Source organism: Streptomyces asoensis (assembly GCF_016860545.1).
GTDB lineage: Bacteria > Actinomycetota > Actinomycetes > Streptomycetales > Streptomycetaceae > Streptomyces > Streptomyces asoensis.
This window is the reverse complement of sequence record NZ_BNEB01000002.1, coordinates 545,429-564,383: the sequence shown is the minus strand read 5'-3', so window position 1 is coordinate 564,383 and position 18,955 is coordinate 545,429. Positions and strand designations below refer to the sequence as shown.

Here is an 18,955-nt window from a genome sequence, read left to right as displayed (position 1 = left end):
CGTCGGACTCGGCTGATTGGGTGGGGCCGACCGGGGAAGCCGGTCGTCGCAGGACACGAGCGACACCGCCGCCGATCGTGTTCCGGCCGTGTTCCGCGGCGGCGGCGATACGCCCGCACAGGTAAACGTACGTCAACAGTACGTAAGACCTGGGTGACCCGATGTGCGTCACCCCCGGGCCCGCGAGTATCGTCCTCACCTGCACAGACTCATACCGTTTTCCCTTGACATCGGAGGGCTCGTTGTCCCGCTTCGTGCTCATCAAGGCAGTGCTCGGCCCGGTCATGCGCCTGATGTTCCGCCCTCGGGTCGAGGGCGCGGAGCACATCCCCGGCGACGGCCCCGTCATCCTGGCCGGCAACCACCTCACGTTCATCGACTCGATGATCCTGCCGCTCGTGTGCGACCGGCAGGTGTTCTTCATCGGCAAGGACGAGTACGTCACCGGCAAGAGCCTCAAGGGCCGGCTCATGGCCTGGTTCTTCACCGGGGTCGGCATGATCCCGGTCGACCGCGACGGCGGCCGGGGCGGTGTGGCGGCGCTGATGACCGGTCGCCGGGTCCTGGAGGAGGGGAAGGTCTTCGGGATCTACCCCGAGGGCACGCGCTCCCCCGACGGCCGGCTGTACCGGGGCCGCACCGGCATCGCCCGGCTGACGCTGATGACCGGTGCGCCGGTCGTCCCCTTCGCGATGATCGGCACGGACAAGCTCCAGCCCGGCGGTGCGGGCATGCCCCGGCCCGGGCGGGTCACCGTCCGGTTCGGCGAGGCGATGGAGTTCTCCCGGTACGAGGGGATGGACCGGGACCGCTATGTGCTGCGGGCCGTGACCGACTCGGTGATGACCGAGGTCATGCGGCTGTCGGGCCAGGAGTACGTCGACATGTACGCCACGAAGGCGAAGGCCGCGTAGCCCTTCGGTCGACCTGCGGGACACCTCGCGCCCGTGCCGCCCGTGCGGCCGACCTGCGGCTGTCCCCCTGTGGGGGCGGGTGCGCCTACCCGGAGTGGTCCAGCCGCTGCCCCCTGAGCAGGAACCAGGCGGCCGCCGCCGTCGCCAGGAGCACCGCCGCGCCCACTCCGACCGCCGTGCCCAGGCCGTCGACGAACGCCTCGCGGGCCGACGACAGCATCTCCGCGGCCGTGGACGCCGGCAGGTGGCCGGCCGCCTCCACCGCGCCGCCGAGTGACTCGTGGGCGCTCGCGGGAGTGCCCGCGGGGCCGGTGAAGTCGCGGTAGACACCCGTCACGATCGAGCCGAGTACGGCGATGCCCAGGGCCGCGCCCAGTTCGTACGCCGTCTCGGAGACCGCCGACGCGGCGCCCGCCTGGTCCTTCGGCACGGAGCTCAGGATGACGTCCGAGGTCACCGTGAAGGAGAGGCCGGCGCCCACGCCGACCACCAGCAGCGCGGTCCCCAGCAGGGGGTACCCGGTGGACCGGCCGATCGTGGTGAGGAAGGCCAGCGCCAGACCGATCGCCGCGAGACCGCCGCAGACCACGGCCCGTACCGAGAAGCGGCGGGCCGCCCGACCCGCGATCAGGCCGGCCGCCACCGCGCCGACGGCGGCGGGCAGTTCGGCCAGACCGGCCTCGAAGGGCCGCCTGCCCTGGACGAGTTGCAGGTACTGGGAGAGGAAGAACACCAGGCCGGACAGGCCGAGGATGGTCAGCAGGTCGGCCAGGACCGCGCCGCTGAAGCCGCGGTCGCGGAACAGCCGCATGTCCAGCAGGGGCGCCGGAAGGGTCAGCTGGCGGCGGACGAAGCCGTACAGCGCGGCCGCGCCCAGCAGGCCGGTGGCGAGCGCCACCCAGGTGAAGCCGTGCGACGCGGCCTCCTTGACGGCGTAGACGACGCCGATCATGCCGACCAGGGAGAGCAGCACGCTGGGCAGGTCCCACGGTCCGGGCTTCGGCGAGCGCGACTCGGGGAGCGTCCTGATGCCGACCACGACCAGGACGACCATCACGGGCAGGTTGATCAGGAAGACCGAGCCCCACCAGAAGTGCCCGAGCAGGAAGCCGCCCACGATGGGGCCGACCGCGGTGCCCGCGGAGGCCGTCGCGCCCCAGATGCCCACCGCCAGGCTGCGTTCGCGCGGGTCGTGGAAGAGGTTGCGGATCAGGGCGAGGGTGGCGGGCATCAGGGTCGCGCCGGCGACGCCGAGCAGGGCCCTGGCGGCGATCATCATCCCCGGGCTCGTCGCGTAGGCGTTCAGGACCGATATCAGGCCGAACGCGGTGGCTCCGACGAGCAGGATCCGCTTGCGCCCGACGCGGTCGCCGAGGCTGCCCATGGAGACGAGCAGGCCGGCGATGACGAAGGAGTAGACGTCGCCGATCCACAGGAGCTGGGTGCCGGAGGGTTCGAGGTCCTCGCTGATGTAGGGGGTCGCGAGACCGAGGACGGTCGCGTCGACGGCCACCAGCAGCACGGCGAGCACGAGGACGGAGAGCGCGAGCCAGCGGTCCGGGCGCTTCACCGCCTCGGTCGTGGCCGCCGGCCGCAGGGTGCTGGTCATGGTTCCTCTCTCCGTGGTGCGTCGGCGCCGGGGGGTGCGAGCGCGTGGTGCGTGTGTGCTGGGGGGTGCGGAAGTGCCGGGATACGTGGGTGAGGGGAGTGACGGGCCACGTGGGTGGTGGGGTGCCCGGAGTGCTGTGGTGCGTGGGTGCCGGGATACGGGTGTGGGGATGCCCGGAGTGCCGGGGTGCGTGGGTGCCGGGGCGCGGGAGCGCCGGGGCGTGGAGTGCGGTGGGCGGGGGCGGCGTGCTCCCCCGCGGGGTGCCGTCGAGCGGGCCGCGACGAGGGCCTCGACCGGGCCGCCGGGCGGGGTCCCGCTACGCGGGGGGCCCGGAGGGCGGCTGCCGCAGGGCGCCGCCGAGCAGCAGCTCGACGATCATGTGCGGGAAGTCCTTGGGGGCGCCCCTGCCGCACTGCACCATCCAGGCGCCGGAGGCGAGCAGGCCGAAGAGGGCCTCGGTGAGCCAGGCGGGCGTGAGGTCGATGCGGAACTCACCGTCGAGCTGCCCGCGCCGGAACAGGGCGGCGATCCGCTCGTCGATCCGGGTCCAGCCCGGATTCTGCTCCTCGCCCTCGAACAGCTGGTTCTCGGTGTAGAGGAAGGCGAGCAGACCCGCGGCCGGTTCGATCTCCCGGACGAGCCGGCGCACGGCGTCGGGCGCCGGACCCTCGTCCAGCCGCGCCGCGTCCAGGGCGGTCTCGCACTCCTCGATGCCGAGGCTCTCCAGGGCGCGGACGAGCGCGTCGCGGCCGGCGAAGTGACGGTGCAGGGTGGCCCGGCTGATCCCGGCCGCCTTGGCGACCTCGTCCATCGTCGCGGTGGATTTGCGGGTCAACAGGGCCGCGGCACCGCGCAGCACGTGATCACGATCGACAGCCATGAGACAAGGGTACCCCACGTGAGACATTCATGTCTCACGTGGGGCGTGGGCGGCTCAGATACCGCTACCGGAGGGTGTCGCCTCAGTGCCAGGGCAGGGTGGCGCGCTTCTCCCAGTACGCGCGCGGCTCCTCCGCCAGTGCGGACAGGCGCTCGACCTGGTCGTCGTCGAGGTCCACGACCGCCGCGTGCAGGTTGGAGGCGAGCTGGCCCGCGGTCGCCGCACCCGACAGGACGACTCCGGCCCAGGGCTGCCGCAGGACCAGCGCGAGGGCGACCGCGTCGCACCCCAGGGACGTCTCGGCCGCCACGGCTTTCAGGGCGTCCGGCGCGTGCGGCTGCGCGAGCCGGCCGTTGGCCATGCCCTCCTTCACGATCACGGTGAGCCCCGCGTCATGGGCCTCGGCGAGGGCGGGACCCGCCGACGGCTCCAGCGCGTTGTACGTCGACTGGACGGTACGGAAGAGGGGTTCGCCGTCGACGGTCACGGCGAGGGCGGCCCGGATCGCGTCGGCCTGCGCGGGTCCGCTGGTCGAGAATCCGACGGTGAGGCCCTGCGCCGCGGATTCGGCCAGCCTGGCGTGGAGTTCCTTGTCCGTGAGGGCGGGGCTGTCCGGCGTCACCGAGTGGATCTGGTAGAGGTCCAGCCGGGTGCCGAGCAGGTCCGCCGTCTCGGCACGCTGGCGCTCGTAGGTCGCGAGTCCGTGGTCCTTGACCTCGTGCCGTTCGGCGTCCGTGGTCCAGTCGGCGGTGTAGGTGTAGCCCCACTTGCTGCCCACGACGACGTCGTCGGCGTCGGGCCTGGCCTTCAGCCAGCCGGCGAGGAACTCCTCGGAGCGGCCGTAGGAGCGGGCCGCGTCGAAGTAGCGGACGCCCTGGGCGTAGGCGGCGTCCAGGAGTTCATGGGTGCGGGCGCGCAGCGCCTCGACGCTGCGGTCCGCCCCGAGGTCCTGGTCCCGGCCGAGGTTGATGTAGCCGGGGCGGCCGACGGCGGCGAGACCCAGGCCGAGGTGGCAGGTGGGGGTCGTCGCTGAGGCGAGGCGGGCGAAGGGCATCCCGGGCTCCGTTCGGTCGGCTCCTTGACAGTTCCCGACCAACGTAACCGCGATGCCTGCGCTTCACGCGCGCGTGGACCCGGATGCCGGCCGTCGCCCTACTTCTTGTCCTTGGCGGTCGCCCAGGCGTGCTGGCCCGCCACGTCCGCCTTGACCTCGGCGAGCTGGACGGCGACGGCGGAGGGCGCCGTTCCGCCGCGGCCGTCGCGGGAGGCGAGGGCGCCGGGGACGTTGAGGACGGAGCGCACCTCGGGGGTGAGGTGGGGGGAGATCTTCGCGAACTGCTCGTCGGTGAGGCCGTCCAGCTCCTTGCCGTCGGCCTCGGCGACCTTGACGCACTCGCCGGCCACCTCGTGGGCGACACGGAACGGCACGCCCTGCTTGACCAGCCACTCGGCGATGTCGGTGGCGAGCGAGAAGCCGGCCGGGGCCAGCTCCTCCATGCGCTCGCGGTTGACGGTGAGCGTGGCGACCATGCCGGTGAAGGCCGGGAGCAGGATCTCGAGCTGGTCGCAGGAGTCGAAGACCGGCTCCTTGTCCTCCTGGAGGTCGCGGTTGTACGCGAGCGGGAGGGCCTTGAGGGTCGCCATGAGACCGGTGAGGTTGCCGATCAGCCGGCCGGACTTGCCGCGCGCCAGCTCCGCGATGTCGGGGTTCTTCTTCTGCGGCATGATCGACGAGCCCGTGGAGAACGCGTCGTGCAGCGTCACGAAGGAGAACTCCTTCGTGTTCCAGATGATGATCTCCTCGGAGATCCGCGAGAGGTTCACGCCGATCATCGCGGTGATGAAGGCGAACTCGGCGACGAAGTCGCGCGACGCCGTGCCGTCGATGGAGTTGCCGACGCTGCCGTGCTCGAACCCGAGGTCCTTCGCGACGGCCTCCGGGTCCAGGCCGAGGGAGGAGCCGGCCAGGGCGCCGGAACCGTACGGCGACACGGCCGTGCGCTCGTCCCACTGCCGCAGGCGCTCCGCGTCCCGGGACAGCGACTGCACGTGCGCGAGGACGTGGTGGGCGAAGAGCACCGGCTGGGCGTGCTGGAGATGGGTGCGGCCGGGCATCGCCACGTCCGGGTGCGCCTCGGCCAGGCCGATCAGGGCGTCCTGGAGATCGGCGATCAGAGCGCCGATGATCCGGGCGTGGTCACGCAGGTACATCCGGAAGAGGGTGGCGACCTGGTCGTTGCGCGAGCGGCCCGCGCGCAGTTTGCCGCCCAGGTCGGCGCCGAGGCGCTCCAGGAGGCCGCGCTCCAGGGCGGTGTGGACGTCCTCGTCGGCGATGGTGCCCACGAAGGATCCGTCGGCCACGTCGGCCTCGAGTCGGTCGAGACCGTCGAGCATCCGGGTCAGCTCGTCCTCGGTCAGCAGGCCCGCCTTGTGCAGCACACGCGCGTGGGCCCGCGACCCGGCGATGTCGTAGGGAGCGAGCCGCCAGTCGAAGTGGACGGAGGCGGACAGCTTCGCCAGGGCCTCGGCGGGACCGTCGGCGAAACGCCCGCCCCAGAGCCGTACGTCACCGCTGTTGCTGCTCACTTGCGTTGCTCCTCACGACTGCACTGTCCGACCTGCATGATTATGCAGGGCACTGCATGAATCGTCAATCCGGCGTCCCGGTGCCGCCCGGTTCCCGGTTCCGAGAAGTTTTCAAAAGGACTTTGAACAACGGCAACCGCTTTCCCGTACTCACCACTGAACGCCGGCGCCGCGTTTGTCAACCCACTCCTGACCCAAGTGAGGCTTCCGCATGTCCAGGGCTCTTCCTAAGTACAACAAGCGTCGTGTGGTGGTCATCGGCGCGGCCGCCGCGCTGGCTCTGACCGGCGCGGTGGTCGTCAACTCCGCCCTCGCCGGGGAGTCCAAGAGCAGCGGCGCCACCAACGCCCAGACCCTCGCCAGCCCCGGCACCATCGCGTGCCCGGACGTGGCCTCCCAGCTTCCCGCGATCCCCGCCACCGCGCAGGCCGAGGTCGACCGCAACCTCGCGCTGCTCCAGACCCAGATCGCGGAGGCCAACAAGCGCCTGGTCGACACGGTCGGCCAGGGCGGCGCGAACTTCGTGCAGAACGCGATCCTCGGCCCGCTGAAGGACAAGCGCGTGTCCACGATCGACCGCATCGCCATCTCGATCGGCCGCAAGGGCACCAAGCCGCAGGGCCTCGACGCGCTGGCCGGCTGCGCCCTCAACACGGGCGGCGCGGCGAACGCGGGCGGCGCGGCGAACGGCAACGCGGGCAATGCCGGTAACGCCGGTAATGCGGGCAACAACGCGAACACCGGCAACAACAACGCCGGGAACGCGGGCAACGCCGGTAACGCGGGCAACGCCGGGGCCGTCGGCACGATCACCTGCCCGGACGTGGCCTCGCAGCTTCCCGCGATCCCCGCCACCGCGCAGGCCGAGGTCGACCGCAACCTCGCGCTGCTCCAGACCCAGATCAACGAGGCCAACACCCGGCTCCAGAACACGGTGGGCCAGGGTGGCGCCAACTTCGTGCAGAACGCGATCCTCGGCCCGCTGAAGGACAAGCGCGTGTCCACGATCGACCGCATCGCCATCTCGATCGGCCGCAAGGGCACCAAGCCGCAGGGCCTCGACGCCCTGGCCGCCTGCACGTTGAACAAGTGACGTGACAGGCACGGTGGCCGCCCCGAGAAGCGCCGGCCGGGGCGGCCGCTGTGGCGTCGTGAGGAATGGCGTATTCCTTAGACGCGCGAAAGACTTTCCCGCATAATCGTTAGACATGGGAAAGACCTATGAGCGCATCGACGGCAGACTCCGTACGTTCATCGAGGAGCAGCCCCTCTTCTTCACCGCGACCGCCCCGCTGTCCGGCGAGGGCACGGTGAACCTCTCCCCCAAGGGCCTCAAGGGCTCGTTCGCCGTCCTGGACGAGCACACCGTGGCGTATCTCGACTTCGCCGGTTCGAACGCGGAGACCATCGCGCACCTGCGGGAGAACGGCCGGATCACGCTGATGTGGTGCGCCTTCCAGGGACCGCCGAACATCGTGCGGGTCCATGGCCGCGGCGAGCCGGTCTTCCGCGACGATCCCCGCTTCCGCGAGCTCCTCGCGCGTTTCACCGGGCTGGACCCGACCCCGCACGGACTGCGCGCGATCATCGTCGTGCACGCCGAACTCGTCCGCGACACCTGCGGCTACGCCGTGCCCTTCATGACGTACGACGAGGACCGCGAGCTGCACGCCAAGCGGTTCGCACGGGAGGACGACGAGTCGCTCAGCGCCTACTTCACGAAGAAGGAGCACGTCGCCACGAGCATGGACGGGCTGCCCGGACTCCCGTTGCCCCTGCGCCCGATTTGACGCGCATGGGATGACTGTACAGACCGTCAACACTTGTTCCACTTGGGGCATTTGACGGAATTCCCCCTTCCGCCGCTCTCGTCCCCTAGCGTGACTCACGCATGCGCGCTCTCGCGCAGGCGCGAACACATGGGGGATCACATGTTCCGACCCGCACGCGAACCACAGAGCAAACGCCACCTCCGCTCGTCCTTCTACGTCGTCGGCGAGGGGATCCTCGCCGAGTCCCGGGACGGCGGACCGTCCGAGCCACTGACCGCCTCCACCGTGGCGGACCTGCGCAAGTTCCGCTTCTCCCGGCTCGGTCCGCACTCCCGGCCGGCCCAGCAGCTCGACCGTGAGGCCCGCACCGAGCTGGCCCGGGCGATGACGGACCCCGAGCGCGAGCAGCCCGACCAGCCCGGGGTCCCGTCGGGGTTCACCTACCTCGGTCAGTTCGTCGACCACGACCTCACGCTGGACGCCACGGCGGTGCGCCTGGAGGACGAGATCACGGTCCGCCAGCTCCTCCAGGGCCGCAGCCCCGCCCTCGACCTCGACTCGCTCTACGGCCTCGGACCCGACCACCGCTTCGACCGCCGGTTCTACGAGGAGGACGGGATCCGGCTGAAGTCCGGCACGACGCAGGGCGTGCCCGACGACCCCTCGATCGTGGGCCGCCCGCTCACCGGGTTCGACCTGCCCCGCACGGGCACGGGTTCGCTGAGGTCCGAGCGGCGCCGCGCGCTGATACCGGACCCGCGCAACGACGAGAACCTGGTCGTCGCCCAGATCCACACCGCCTTCATCCGGTTCCACAACCGGGTGGTCGCCGACCTGGTCGGCAAGGGGGTCTCCAGCGCGGTCCTGTTCGAGACGGCACGCGAGACGGTCGTCAAGCACTACCAGTGGATGCTGCGCCACGACTTCCTGCCGAGGATCGTCGACCCCGAGATCGTCGACGACGTGTTCGGCAACGGCCGGCGGGTGTTCGAGCCGAGGCCGGGCGAGCACGACCTGCCGACCATGCCCATCGAGTTCTCCGTCGGCGCCTACCGGCTCGGCCACAGCATGGTCCGGGGCCGCTACAACTGGAACCGCGTCTTCGACCAGGGCCGCGGCACGCTGGAGCTGCTCTTCCGGTTCAGCGGCACGAGCGGCATCCTCTCGCCGCCGCCCGCCGACGCGGCGGACCCGGAGGCGGGCGACTTCGAGCGGCTGCCCACCAACTGGATCGCGGACTTCCGTCGGCTGTTCGCCTTCCGCGAGGCGGTACCCGACCGGGCCGACCTCCAGGTGCCCGACGCGCAGTTCAACCTCGCCAAGCGCATCGACACCCTGCTCGTGAACCCGCTGGCCGACCTGCCGCTCGGCTCCTTCGGCGGCCGGGGCCAGGCGGCACCCCCGGAGATCGAACTGAACCTCGCGTTCCGCAACCTCACCCGTGCGTCGATGCTGCGCCTCGCCACCGGACAGCAGATGGCCGAGTACCTCGTCGACCGCAAGGTCGACGTGGAGCCGCTCACCAGGGCCGACTTCGCGCAGGGCGGCGGGGCACAGCTCTCCGCCCCGCTCGTGGACGCGGTCGCCAGGCACGCCCCGCTGTGGTTCTACGCCCTGCGCGAGGCCGAGGTGAAGGGCGGCGGGAAGCTGACCGGTGTCGGCGGACGCATCGTCGCCGAGGTCTTCCACCGGGCCATCGAGGGCAGCCGGCACTCGATCGTGCGCGACCCCTTCTGGAGGCCCTTCCTCAGCCCCGTCCAGGACCGCAACGCCCGGCACGTGTTCGAGATGACCGACCTGCTGCTGCACGCCTTCGAGGGCCGTGCGGACCAGCTCAACCCGCTGGGCCCGGTGGTCTGAGACCCGCGCGGGCGGCGGCACCGCGCACGGTCGGCCCACCCCGGCCTGCCGGTGCGGCCACCCGCGCTTAGCGTCTGAGCATGCGCCCTCGTGCCGTCGTCCCCCTCGTCTGCGCCTGTCTCGTCCTGCTCGGGGCGGCCCCGGACACCGCGGCGGGCGCCCCGCTGCCCGCGCGGATGGCGGACACGGGCGGCGGAACCCAGCTGATCACCGCCGTGGCCGCGCGGGCCGGGTCCACCACGGGCACGCTCACCTGGTGGGACCTGCGGTCCGGCCGCTGGGTGCCGACCGGTTCCGCGCCCGCCCGGTTCGGCGCGAAGGGCCTGGTCGAGGGGGCCGCCCGCCGGCAGGGCACCTCCACCACGCCCACGGGCCTGTACGGCCTGCCGTACGCCTTCGGCATCGAGGCGGCGCCGCGCGGGACGTCGTACCCCTACCGGCCGGTGCACCGGGACTCCTGGTGGTGCCAGGACAACGACTCCCCCTCCTACAACCGCTGGACCGAGCCCCGGCCCGCGCACTGCCGGGCCGCCGAGTCCGAGCACCTGGCGGACTACCGGACGCAGTACGCGCACGCGCTGGTCGTCGGATTCAACTACCGGGAGCCGGTACGGGGCCGCGGGGCGGGCATCTTCCTGCACGTCGACGGCCGGGGGGCCACCGCCGGGTGCGTGTCGGTGCCGTCGGCGGCGATGCGGCGGATCCTCGCCTGGGTCCGGCCGCAGGGCTCACCGCACCTCGCGATCGGCACCGCCGGCGGCCCGACGGCCGTCACCCGCTACTGAGTCCCCCGCGGCGGTCGCCTCCGCCGAGCGGCCCGGCCGGACGCTGAACGCTCGGCGACCGCGGCCCGTATCTGAGGGCCAAGGGTCCGTATCCACGGAGGAACAGTGACCACGACGATCGCCGGCGGCCGCGCCGCCCGCCGCCAGACGATGCGCCGCATCCGCCCGCGCCGCTCCCCGGCCGTCCCGTTGCTGCTCGCCGTGTGGGCGGGCGCGGCGGGTGTGCTGTGGCTGTGGTGGGCCAACACGCCCAACATCGCGGACGACAACAGCAAGATCCTCAACGCGGGACGGATCACCGGGCTGCTCGCCGGGTACCTGATGGCGCTCGTGGTGCTCCAGATGGCCAGGGTGCCGGCGCTGGAGCGGCGGGTGGGCTCGGACCGGGTGGCGCGCTGGCACGCGATGAGCGGCAGGTACACGCTCTGCCTGGTCTTCGCGCACGTCTTCCTCATCATGTGGGGCTACGCGCTCCAGGCCGGCAAGTCGCTGGGTGACATCGTCCAGCAGACCGTCGACTCCGTCGAGCAGCTGCCCGACATGGGCAAGGCCGCCATCGGCACCGGACTGTTCCTGCTCATCGGACTGGTGTCGATCGGACCCGTGCGCCGCCGCATGCCGTACGACACCTGGTACCACATCCACCTGATGACGTACGCGGCCGTCTTCCTGACGTTCTGGCACCAGATCACCACCGGCAACGACTTCGCGATCGAGCCGACCGCCAAGACCGTCTGGTACGCCCTGTACGGCTCGGTCACCGCGCTGGTCGTCTGGTACCGCGTCATCGCCCCGGTGCGGCTGAACCTGCGCCACCGGCTGCGCGTCGAGGCGGTCATCGAGGAGACGCCGGGCATCGTGTCGGTCCTGATCGGCGGGCGCAAGCTGCACCGGATGGGCGCGGAGGCCGGACAGTTCTTCCGGTGGCGGTTCCTGGCTCCGGGGATGCGGTTCAGCTCCCACCCGTACTCGCTGTCGGCGGCCCCCCGCCCCGACCTGCTGCGCATCACCGTCAAGGCGATCGGCGACCACAGTGCCGCGCTGCGCGAGCTGCGGCCGGGCACGAAGGTGTGGGCCGAGGGCCCCTACGGCGCGATGACGGCGTCCCGGCGCAGCCGCGGCAAGGTGCTGCTGGTGGCGGGCGGCGTGGGCATCACGCCGATGCGGGCGCTGTTCGAGACGCTGCCGGGCGCGGCCGGTGACATCACCCTCCTCTACCGGGCCAACAGCACGCAGGACCTGGCGCTGTGGGACGAGCTGGCGAAGATCGCCGACGAGCGCGGGGCGCGGCTGATGTACGCCGTGAACAGCCCCGACGGGGAACGCCCCGACATCTCGGCGGAGTCCCTCCAGCGGAAGATCCCCGACATCGACGGCCACGACGTCTTCATGTGCGGACCGAACGGCTTCGCCCAAGGGGTGTACGAGGCACTGCGCGGCGCCGGGGTCCCCGCCCGCCGCATCCACCACGAGTCGTTCGAGATGTGAGCGACCCGCACCCACGGGAACCTCGCCACCAACGGGAAACAGGAGCTCAGGAAGAGATGAGGAAGAGCCACCCTCTTCGGCGCGTCGTGCTCGCCACCGCCGCCACCGTGTCCGGGATCGTGCTGCTGCTGTCGCTGAAGCCGGCGTCCGACCCGGGCGCCGCGCAGGCGGCGGGGGCGGGCGCGCAGGCGCAGGAAGCGGCGCAGGGCGGGGCCGGGGCGGTCGTGTCGGGGACGATGACCGGCGACGCGGCGCAGACGCAGTACGGGGCCGTGCAGGTCCGGATCACCGTCGTCGCCAACAAGATCACCAAGGCGGAGGCCGTCCAGGCCCCGAAGGGCGGCACCAGCGACCAGAAGACCGCGCTGGCCGTCCCGAAACTCAACGCCGACGTCGTCGCCAAGCAGAGCGCGAACGTCGACACGGTCTCGGGCGCCACCTACACCAGCGAGGGCTACAAGAAGTCCCTCCAGTCGGCGATCGACAAGGCGAACGCGAGCGCGGGCTCCGGCCAGGGCCAGGGTTCCGGCAGCGCGCAGGCCTCCGGCCCCTTCACCGGCGACGCGGTCCAGACGCAGTACGGGGCTGTGCAGGTCCGGATCACCGTGGCCGGCGGCAAGATCACCAAGGCGGAGGCCGTCCAGGCCCCCAAGGGCGGCACCAGCGACCAGAAGACCGCGCTCTCCGTCCCCAAGCTCAACCAGGAGGCCGTCGCCGCGGGCAGCGCCGACATCGACTCCGTCTCCGGCGCCACCTACACCAGCGAGGGCTACAAGAAGTCGCTCCAGTCGGCGCTCGACAAGGCGACGGCGGGCGCGGGCGCCTCGTCCGGCTCCGGGAACGCGGGATCGGGGGCGGCGCAGGCCAAGACGGTCACCGGTGCCGTCGCGCAGACGCAGTACGGGCCGGTCCAGGTGCGGATCACGGTCGCCGGCAAGAAGATCACCAAGGCGGAGGCCGTCCAGGCCCCCAAGGGCGGCACCAGCGACCAGAAGACCGAGCTGGCCGTCCCCAAGCTCAACCAGGAGGCCGTCGCCGCGGGCAGCGCCGACATCGACTCCGTCTCCGGCGCCACCTACACCAGCGAGGGCTACAAGAAGTCGTTGCAGTCCGCGCTGGACCAGGCCGGTGGCTGACACCGTGGCCGAGTCGGCGGCGGCTCCCGCCGCGGTGCGTCATGCGGAAGAGGTCATGGGGACCGTCTTCTCCTTCGACGTGCGCGGCGGGGAGGCGGGGGCGGTGCGCACCGCGCTGGAGGAGGCGGTCGACTCGCTGCACCGGGTCGACGAGGTGTTCAGCACCTACCGCGAGGACAGCCAGGTGTCCCGGCTGGTCCGCGGCGAGCTGACCGTCGAGGAGTGCGACCCGGAAGTGGCCGAGGTGCTGGAACTGGGCGCCGAGGCGGAGCGGGTGAGCGAGGGCTGGTTCAGCATGCGCTACCAGGGCCGGCTGGACCCGACCGGCATCGTCAAGGGCTGGGCCGCCGAGCGGGTGGCCCGGCTGGTCGCGGCGGCGGGCGTGAGCGGGGTGAGCGTCAACGGCGGCGGGGACGTGCAGCTGCTGGGCGTCCCCGGACCGGACCGGCCGTGGCGGGTCGGGGTGTCGGATCCGCTGCGCCCGGGCGGTCTGGCGGCGGTGGTGTCGGCGGCGGGCGCCGACGAACTGGCCGTGGCCACGTCGGGCACGGCGGAGCGGGGGGCGCACATCGTCGACCCGCGCACGGGCCGCTCCGCGGTGACGGACCTGGTCGCCGTGACCGTCGTGGCACCCCGGCTGACCTGGGCGGACTGCTGGGCCACGGCGGCCTTCGCGATGGGCTCACGGGACGCGCTGGCGTGGCTGGAGGGGCTCCCGGACGTCGAGGCCCTGCTGATCACGGCGGGCGACGAGGTCCGCTGCACCGGCGGCCTGGCCCGCCGCCTGGGCTGACCCCACCCCCCAGAGCGCAGCAAACCCGCACCCGCCCACACCCACGCCCCCCAGGGGCGCGGGGAACTGCGCGACCAGCCCCGACGAAGCCCGCACCCGCCCCCGGCGAACAGGACCCACCACCCCAGGGGCGCGGGGAACTGCGCGACCAGCCCCCACCGACCCGCACCCGCCCGCGGCGAGGCAAGGGCTAGGGCTAGGGCTAGGGCGAAGCCGAACCCCCACGGCTAGTGACCGTTCTGCGCCAACCGCAGCAAATGATCCGCCAGCGCCTGCCCACCCGTAGGCTCCCGGCTGATCAGCAACAACGTGTCGTCCCCCGCGATCGTGCCGAGAATGTCGTGCAGCTCGGCCTGGTCGATCGCCGAGGCGAGGAACTGCGCGGCCCCCGGCGGGGTACGCAGGACCACGAGGTTGGCGGACGCCTCCGCGGAGATCAGCAGCTCCTGCGACAGCCGCCGCATCCGCTCCTCCTTCGCCGACTCCCCCAACGGCACCCGGGGAGTCCGGAAACCCCCCTCGCTGGGCACCGCGTAGATCAGGTCGCCGTCGTTGTTGCGGATCTTCACCGCGTTGAGCTCGTCCAGGTCCCGCGACAGCGTCGCCTGGGTGACGCTCAGCCCGTCGTCGGCCAGCAGCTTCGCCAACTGGCTCTGCGACCGCACCGGTTGCCGGTTGAGGATGTCCACGATCCGGCGGTGACGCGCGGTGCGGGTCTGCGGCACGGCGGGCCCGTTGATGCCGGCCTGCTCATGGTCCTGCGCGTGACTCATCGTCGTCTCATTCTCCGGTTCTCCGGATCGTCACTCCCCGCTCGCCGCGGCTGCGTCGAGGATGCCGGGCAGCGCCCCGAGGAACGCCGCCACCTCGTCGTCGCCGAGGTTCAGCGGCGGCATCAGCCGTACGACGTCGGGGGCGGGCACGTTCACCAGGAATCCGGCCTCCTGAGCCGCCGCCCGCACCTGGGGCGCGCGGGGCTCGGTGAGCACGATACCCAGGAGCAGGCCCGCTCCCCGGACATAATCGATCAACGGGTGGCCCGCACCCTCGATTCCGTCCCGCAACGTCTCGCTCTGCCGCTTGACGTTCTCCAGCAACCCGTCGTTCTCGATGGTGTCGAGAACGGCGAGTCCGGCGGCGCAGGCGACCGGGTTGCCGCCGAAGGTGGTCCCGTGGTGGCCGGGCAGGAGCAGGTCGGCGGCCCGTCCGAAGGCGACGGTCGCGCCCAGCGGCAGCCCGCCGCCGAGGCCCTTGGCCAGCGTCACGACGTCCGGCAGGACGCCTTCGTGGGCCTGGTACTCGAACCAGGACCCGGTCCGCCCGACGCCGGTCTGCACCTCGTCGAGGACGAGCAGCGCGCCACTGGCGGCGGTGATCGCGCGGGCTGCCTTGAGGTAGCCGGCCGGGGGCACCACGACGCCCAGTTCGCCCTGGATCGGCTCGAGGACGACGAGCGCCGTGTCCTCGGTGACCGCGGCGGCCAGCGCCTGCGCGTCACCGAACGGCACGTGTGTCACGTCGCCGGGCAGCGGCAGGAACGGGTCCCGCTTGCCGTGCTGGCCGGTGAGCGCGAGGGCGCCCATCGTCCGGCCGTGGAAGGCCCCCTCGGTGGCGACGACACGGGTCCGCCCGGTCAGCCGGCCGATCTTGAAGGCGGCCTCGTTGGCCTCGGCGCCCGAGTTGCAGAAGAAGACCCTGCCGTCCCGGCCGAAGTGGCGCAGCAGCCGTTCGGCCAGGGCGACGGTCGGCTCGGCCATGAAGAAGTTGGAGATGTGGCCGAGGGAGGCGATCTGCCGGCTCACGGCGTCGACGACGGCCGGGTGCGCGTGTCCGAGGGCGTTGACCGCGATGCCGCCGACGAAGTCGAGGTACTCGTTGCCGTCGGCGTCCCAGACCCGGCTGCCCGCACCGCGCACGAGGGGCAGCAGCGGGGTGCCGTAGTTGTTCATGAGCGCGCCCTGCCACCGCGCGGTCAGTTCCTGGTTGCTCATGACGGCTCCCCCTGTGCGCCCGGCTGCCCGGACGGCTCTGCGTGCGGTTGCGCGTGCGGCTTCTCGTCGGGCACGACCATCGTGCCGATGCCTTCGTCGGTGAAGATCTCCAGCAGGATCGAGTGCTGGACCCGGCCGTCGATGACGCGGGCGGTGTTCACGCCGTTGCGCACGGCGTGCAGACAGCCCTCCATCTTCGGGACCATCCCGGAGCTCAGCTCCGGCAGCAGCTTCTCCAGCTGGGAGGCGGTGAGGCGGCTGATCACCTCGTCGCTGTCCGGCCAGTCCTCGTAGAGGCCCTCCACGTCCGTGAGGACCATGAGGGTTTCGGCGCCAAGTGCCGCAGCGAGTGCCGCAGCCGCCGTATCAGCATTGACGTTGTAGACATGTCCGTCGTCCTGGGAGCGGGCGATCGACGAGACGACCGGGATGCGGCCGTCGGCGAGCAGCGCCTCGATGGCACCGGTGTCGATCGCGGTGATCTCGCCGACCCGCCCGATGTCGACCAGTTCGCCGTCGATCTCGGGCTGGTGCTTGGTGGCGGTGATGGTGTGGGCGTCCTCGCCGGTCAGTCCGACGGCGAGCGGCCCGTGCTGGTTGAGCAGCCCGACCAGCTCGCGCTGGACCTGCCCGGCGAGCACCATCCGTACGACGTCCATGGCGTCCTCGGTGGTGACGCGCAGGCCTGCCTTGAACTCGCTGACGATGCCGTGCCGGTCGAGGGCGGCGCTGATCTGCGGGCCGCCGCCGTGCACGACGACGACATGGAGACCGGCGTGCCGCAGGAAGACGACGTCCTGGGCGAAGGCGGCCTTCAGGTCCTCGTCGATCATGGCGTTGCCGCCGAACTTGATGACGACGGTCCGGCCGTTGTGCCGGGTCAGCCAGGGCAGCGCCTCGATGAGGATCTGCGCCTTGGGCAGGGCGGTGTGCTTGCGGGTGGTGCTCATGACGAGTACGCGCTGTTCTCGTGGACGTAGTCGGCGGTGAGGTCGTTGGTCCAGATGGTGGCCGCCTCGGAGCCCGCCGCCAGGTCGGCGACGATGTGCACCTCGCGGTAGCGCATGTCGACCTTCTCGCGGTCCTCGCCGACGCCGCCGTTCTTGCAGACCCAGACGCCGTTGATGGCGACGTTGAGCCGGTCCGGCTCGAAGGCCGCGCGGGTGGTGCCGATGGCGGAGAGCACGCGTCCCCAGTTCGGGTCCTCGCCGTGGATCGCGCACTTGAGGAGGTTGTTGCGGGCGATGGAGCGGCCCACCTCGACGGCGTCCTCCTCGCTCGCCGCGTTGACCACCTCGACCTTGATGTCCTTGCTGGCGCCCTCGGCGTCCCGGATCAGCTGCTGGCCGAGGTCGTCGCACACGGTCCGTACGGCGGCCGCGAACTCCTCGTACGCCGGGGTGGTCCCGGAGGCTCCGGAGGCGAGCAGCAGCACGGTGTCGTTGGTCGACATGCAGCCGTCGGAGTCGACGCGGTCGAAGGTGACCCTGGTGGCGGCGCGCAGCGCCCTGTCCAGGCTCTCGCTGTCGACGTCCGCGTCGGTGGTGAGGACGACCAGCATGGTGGCGAGGCCGGGGGCGAGCATGCCCGCGCCCTTGGCCATGCCGCCGACGGTCCAGCCGTCGCCTTCGACGACGGACGTCTTGTGGACGGTGTCGGTGGTCTTGATGGCGATGGCGGCCTTCTCGCCGCCGTGCTCGGAGAGCGCGCCCGCGGCCGCCTCGACGCCCGGGAGCAGCTTGTCCATCGGCAGGAGCACGCCGATCAGGCCGGTGGAGGCGACGGCGACCTCGCCCGCGCCGGTCCCGAGCACCTCGGCCACCTTCTCGGCGGTCGCGTGCGTGTCCTGGAAGCCCTTCGGCCCGGTACAGGCGTTGGCGCCACCGGAGTTGAGGATCACGGCCGACAGCTGCCCGCTCTTGAGCACCTGCTCGGACCACAGCACCGGCGCGGCTTTGACGCGGTTGGAGGTGAAGACGCCGGCGGCCGCGCGGCGGGGCCCGGTGTTGACCACGAGGGCCAGGTCCGGGTTGCCGGTCTGCTTGATCCCGGCGGCGATGCCCGCCGCCGTGAATCCCTTGGCTGCCGTGACGCTCACGGTGCGACTCCGATCGTGGAAAGCCCGGTGCTCTCGTCGAGTCCGAGGGCGATGTTCATGCTCTGGAGGGCACCGCCCGCGGTGCCCTTGGTCAGGTTGTCGATGGCGCTGATGGCGATGATGCGCCCCACGGACGCGTCGTACGCGACCTGCACCTGAACGGCGTTGGAACCGTGCACGGACGCCGTGGCGGGCCACCGGCCCTCGGGCAGCAGGTGGACGAAGGGCTCGTCGGCGAAGGCCTTCTCGTAGGCGGCGCGGACGGTCTCGGCGGTGACGCCGGGCTTCGCCCTGGCGCTGCACGTGGCGAGGATGCCGCGGGGCATCGGCACGAGGGTGGGCGTGAAGGAGACGGCGACCGGCGCGCCCGCCGCCGCGCTCAGGTTCTGGACGATCTCGGGCGTGTGCCGGTGGCCGCCGCCGACCCCGTACGGGGAGACCGAGCCCATGACCTCGGAGCCCAGCAGGTGCGTCTTGGGCGACTTGCCGGCGCCGGAGGTGCCGGAGGCGGCGACGATCACGGCCTCCTGCTCGGCCAGGCCCGCCGCGTACGCCGGGAAGAGCGCGAGCGAGACGGCCGTGGGGTAGCAACCGGGGACCGCGATGCGCCTGGACCCCTCCAGCGCCGCGCGGCCACCCGGCAGTTCGGGGAGGCCGTAGGGCCAGGTCCCGGCGTGCGGGGAACCGTAGAACCGCTCCCAGTCGGCCGCGTCCCGCAGCCGGAAGTCGGCGCCCATGTCGACGACGAGGACCTCCGGGCCGAGCTGTTCGGCGACGGCGGCGGACTGGCCGTGCGGGAGGGCGAGGAAGACGACGTCGTGTCCGGCGAGCACCTCGGGGGTGGTCTCCTGGAGCACGCGGTCGGCCAGCGGCAGCAGGTGCGGCTGGAGGGCGCCCAGCTTCTGGCCGGCGTTGGAATTGCCGGTCAGGGCGCCGATCTCGATCCCGGGGTGCGTCAGGAGCAGGCGCAGCAGCTCTCCGCCCGCGTACCCGCTCGCTCCGGCCACCGCCGCACGTACCACCATGACTCCTCCTCCTGGATG

Annotated in this window: 17 protein-coding genes; 8 read left to right on the top strand and 9 right to left on the bottom strand. The window is 71.9% G+C overall.

Features of this window, described 5'->3' with window-relative positions; all coding sequences use genetic code 11:
- The first annotated feature begins 242 nt into the window (after positions 1–242).
- A complete protein-coding gene (locus Saso_RS05645) occupies positions 243–914 on the top strand; it encodes a lysophospholipid acyltransferase family protein (RefSeq protein WP_189926469.1) in 672 nt (223 codons plus the stop codon).
- 85 nt (positions 915–999) lie between these two features.
- On the opposite strand, the gene Saso_RS05640 is transcribed toward Saso_RS05645, so the two are convergent.
- The 4 genes from Saso_RS05640 to argH all read right to left on the bottom strand — a co-directional run bounded on the left by Saso_RS05640 (position 1,000) and on the right by argH (position 5,989).
- A complete protein-coding gene (locus Saso_RS05640; RefSeq protein WP_189926295.1) occupies positions 1,000–2,523 on the bottom strand; it encodes an MFS transporter in 1,524 nt (507 codons plus the stop codon).
- Between the two features lie 316 nt (positions 2,524–2,839).
- The gene (locus Saso_RS05635) at positions 2,840–3,403 is read right to left on the bottom strand and encodes a TetR/AcrR family transcriptional regulator (RefSeq protein WP_189926297.1); all 564 of its coding nucleotides are present in this window, start codon (positions 3,401–3,403) and stop codon (positions 2,840–2,842) included.
- Positions 3,404–3,485: 82 nt separating this feature from the next.
- Positions 3,486–4,457: an aldo/keto reductase gene (locus Saso_RS05630; RefSeq protein WP_189926299.1), complete on the bottom strand. Its 972-nt coding sequence runs from the start codon at positions 4,455–4,457 to the stop codon at positions 3,486–3,488.
- Between the two features lie 98 nt (positions 4,458–4,555).
- Positions 4,556–5,989 (bottom strand): argininosuccinate lyase, encoded by a 1,434-nt coding sequence (gene argH, locus Saso_RS05625; RefSeq protein WP_189926300.1) that lies wholly within the window; start codon positions 5,987–5,989, stop codon positions 4,556–4,558.
- A gap of 211 nt (positions 5,990–6,200) precedes the next feature.
- On the opposite strand from argH, the gene Saso_RS05620 reads away from it, so the two are divergent.
- The 7 genes from Saso_RS05620 (at position 6,201) to Saso_RS05590 (ending at position 13,823) form a co-directional block, all read left to right on the top strand.
- Positions 6,201–7,082: a hypothetical protein gene (locus tag Saso_RS05620; RefSeq protein WP_189926301.1), complete on the top strand. Its 882-nt coding sequence runs from the start codon at positions 6,201–6,203 to the stop codon at positions 7,080–7,082.
- A 115-nt stretch (positions 7,083–7,197) separates the two neighbouring features.
- On the top strand, positions 7,198–7,779 hold the full coding sequence (locus Saso_RS05615; RefSeq protein ID WP_189926302.1) for a pyridoxamine 5'-phosphate oxidase family protein: 582 nt from the start codon (positions 7,198–7,200) through the stop codon (positions 7,777–7,779).
- Positions 7,780–7,920: 141 nt separating this feature from the next.
- Complete coding sequence (locus Saso_RS05610; protein ID WP_189926303.1) at positions 7,921–9,621, top strand: peroxidase family protein; 1,701 nt, start codon at positions 7,921–7,923, stop codon at positions 9,619–9,621.
- A gap of 80 nt (positions 9,622–9,701) precedes the next feature.
- Complete coding sequence (locus Saso_RS05605; protein ID WP_189926304.1) at positions 9,702–10,406, top strand: L,D-transpeptidase family protein; 705 nt, start codon at positions 9,702–9,704, stop codon at positions 10,404–10,406.
- 105 nt (positions 10,407–10,511) lie between these two features.
- A complete protein-coding gene (locus Saso_RS05600; protein WP_189926305.1) occupies positions 10,512–11,894 on the top strand; it encodes a ferredoxin reductase family protein in 1,383 nt (460 codons plus the stop codon).
- Positions 11,895–11,950: 56 nt separating this feature from the next.
- Positions 11,951–13,030 (top strand): FMN-binding protein, encoded by a 1,080-nt coding sequence (locus tag Saso_RS05595; protein ID WP_189926307.1) that lies wholly within the window; start codon positions 11,951–11,953, stop codon positions 13,028–13,030.
- A gap of 55 nt (positions 13,031–13,085) precedes the next feature.
- Entirely contained in the window at positions 13,086–13,823 is a 738-nt protein-coding gene (locus Saso_RS05590) for an FAD:protein FMN transferase (RefSeq protein WP_229901469.1), read from the top strand.
- A gap of 227 nt (positions 13,824–14,050) precedes the next feature.
- Here the strand turns inward: Saso_RS05590 and Saso_RS05585 are convergent, their stop codons facing one another.
- From Saso_RS05585 to argC, 5 genes are read right to left on the bottom strand one after another with little or no spacing between them, the layout of a single operon-like run.
- The gene (locus tag Saso_RS05585) at positions 14,051–14,596 is read right to left on the bottom strand and encodes an arginine repressor (RefSeq protein WP_189926309.1); all 546 of its coding nucleotides are present in this window, start codon (positions 14,594–14,596) and stop codon (positions 14,051–14,053) included.
- Positions 14,597–14,626: 30 nt separating this feature from the next.
- Positions 14,627–15,814, bottom strand: coding sequence for an acetylornithine transaminase (locus tag Saso_RS05580; protein ID WP_189926311.1), 1,188 nt, complete (start codon positions 15,812–15,814; stop codon positions 14,627–14,629).
- On the bottom strand, positions 15,811–16,764 hold the full coding sequence (gene argB, locus Saso_RS05575; RefSeq protein ID WP_189926313.1) for an acetylglutamate kinase: 954 nt from the start codon (positions 16,762–16,764) through the stop codon (positions 15,811–15,813). Before argB ends, Saso_RS05580 begins: the two co-directional genes overlap by 4 nt.
- Positions 16,761–17,912 carry a bifunctional glutamate N-acetyltransferase/amino-acid acetyltransferase ArgJ gene (gene argJ, locus Saso_RS05570; RefSeq protein WP_189926315.1) on the bottom strand — a complete coding sequence of 384 codons (1,152 nt, stop codon included), beginning with the start codon at positions 17,910–17,912 and terminating at the stop codon, positions 16,761–16,763. Before argJ ends, argB begins: the two co-directional genes overlap by 4 nt.
- Positions 17,909–18,937, bottom strand: a complete 1,029-nt coding sequence (gene argC / locus Saso_RS05565) for an N-acetyl-gamma-glutamyl-phosphate reductase (protein ID WP_189926317.1) — start codon at positions 18,935–18,937, stop codon at positions 17,909–17,911. Before argC ends, argJ begins: the two co-directional genes overlap by 4 nt.
- Between the last annotated feature and the right edge of the window lie 18 nt (positions 18,938–18,955).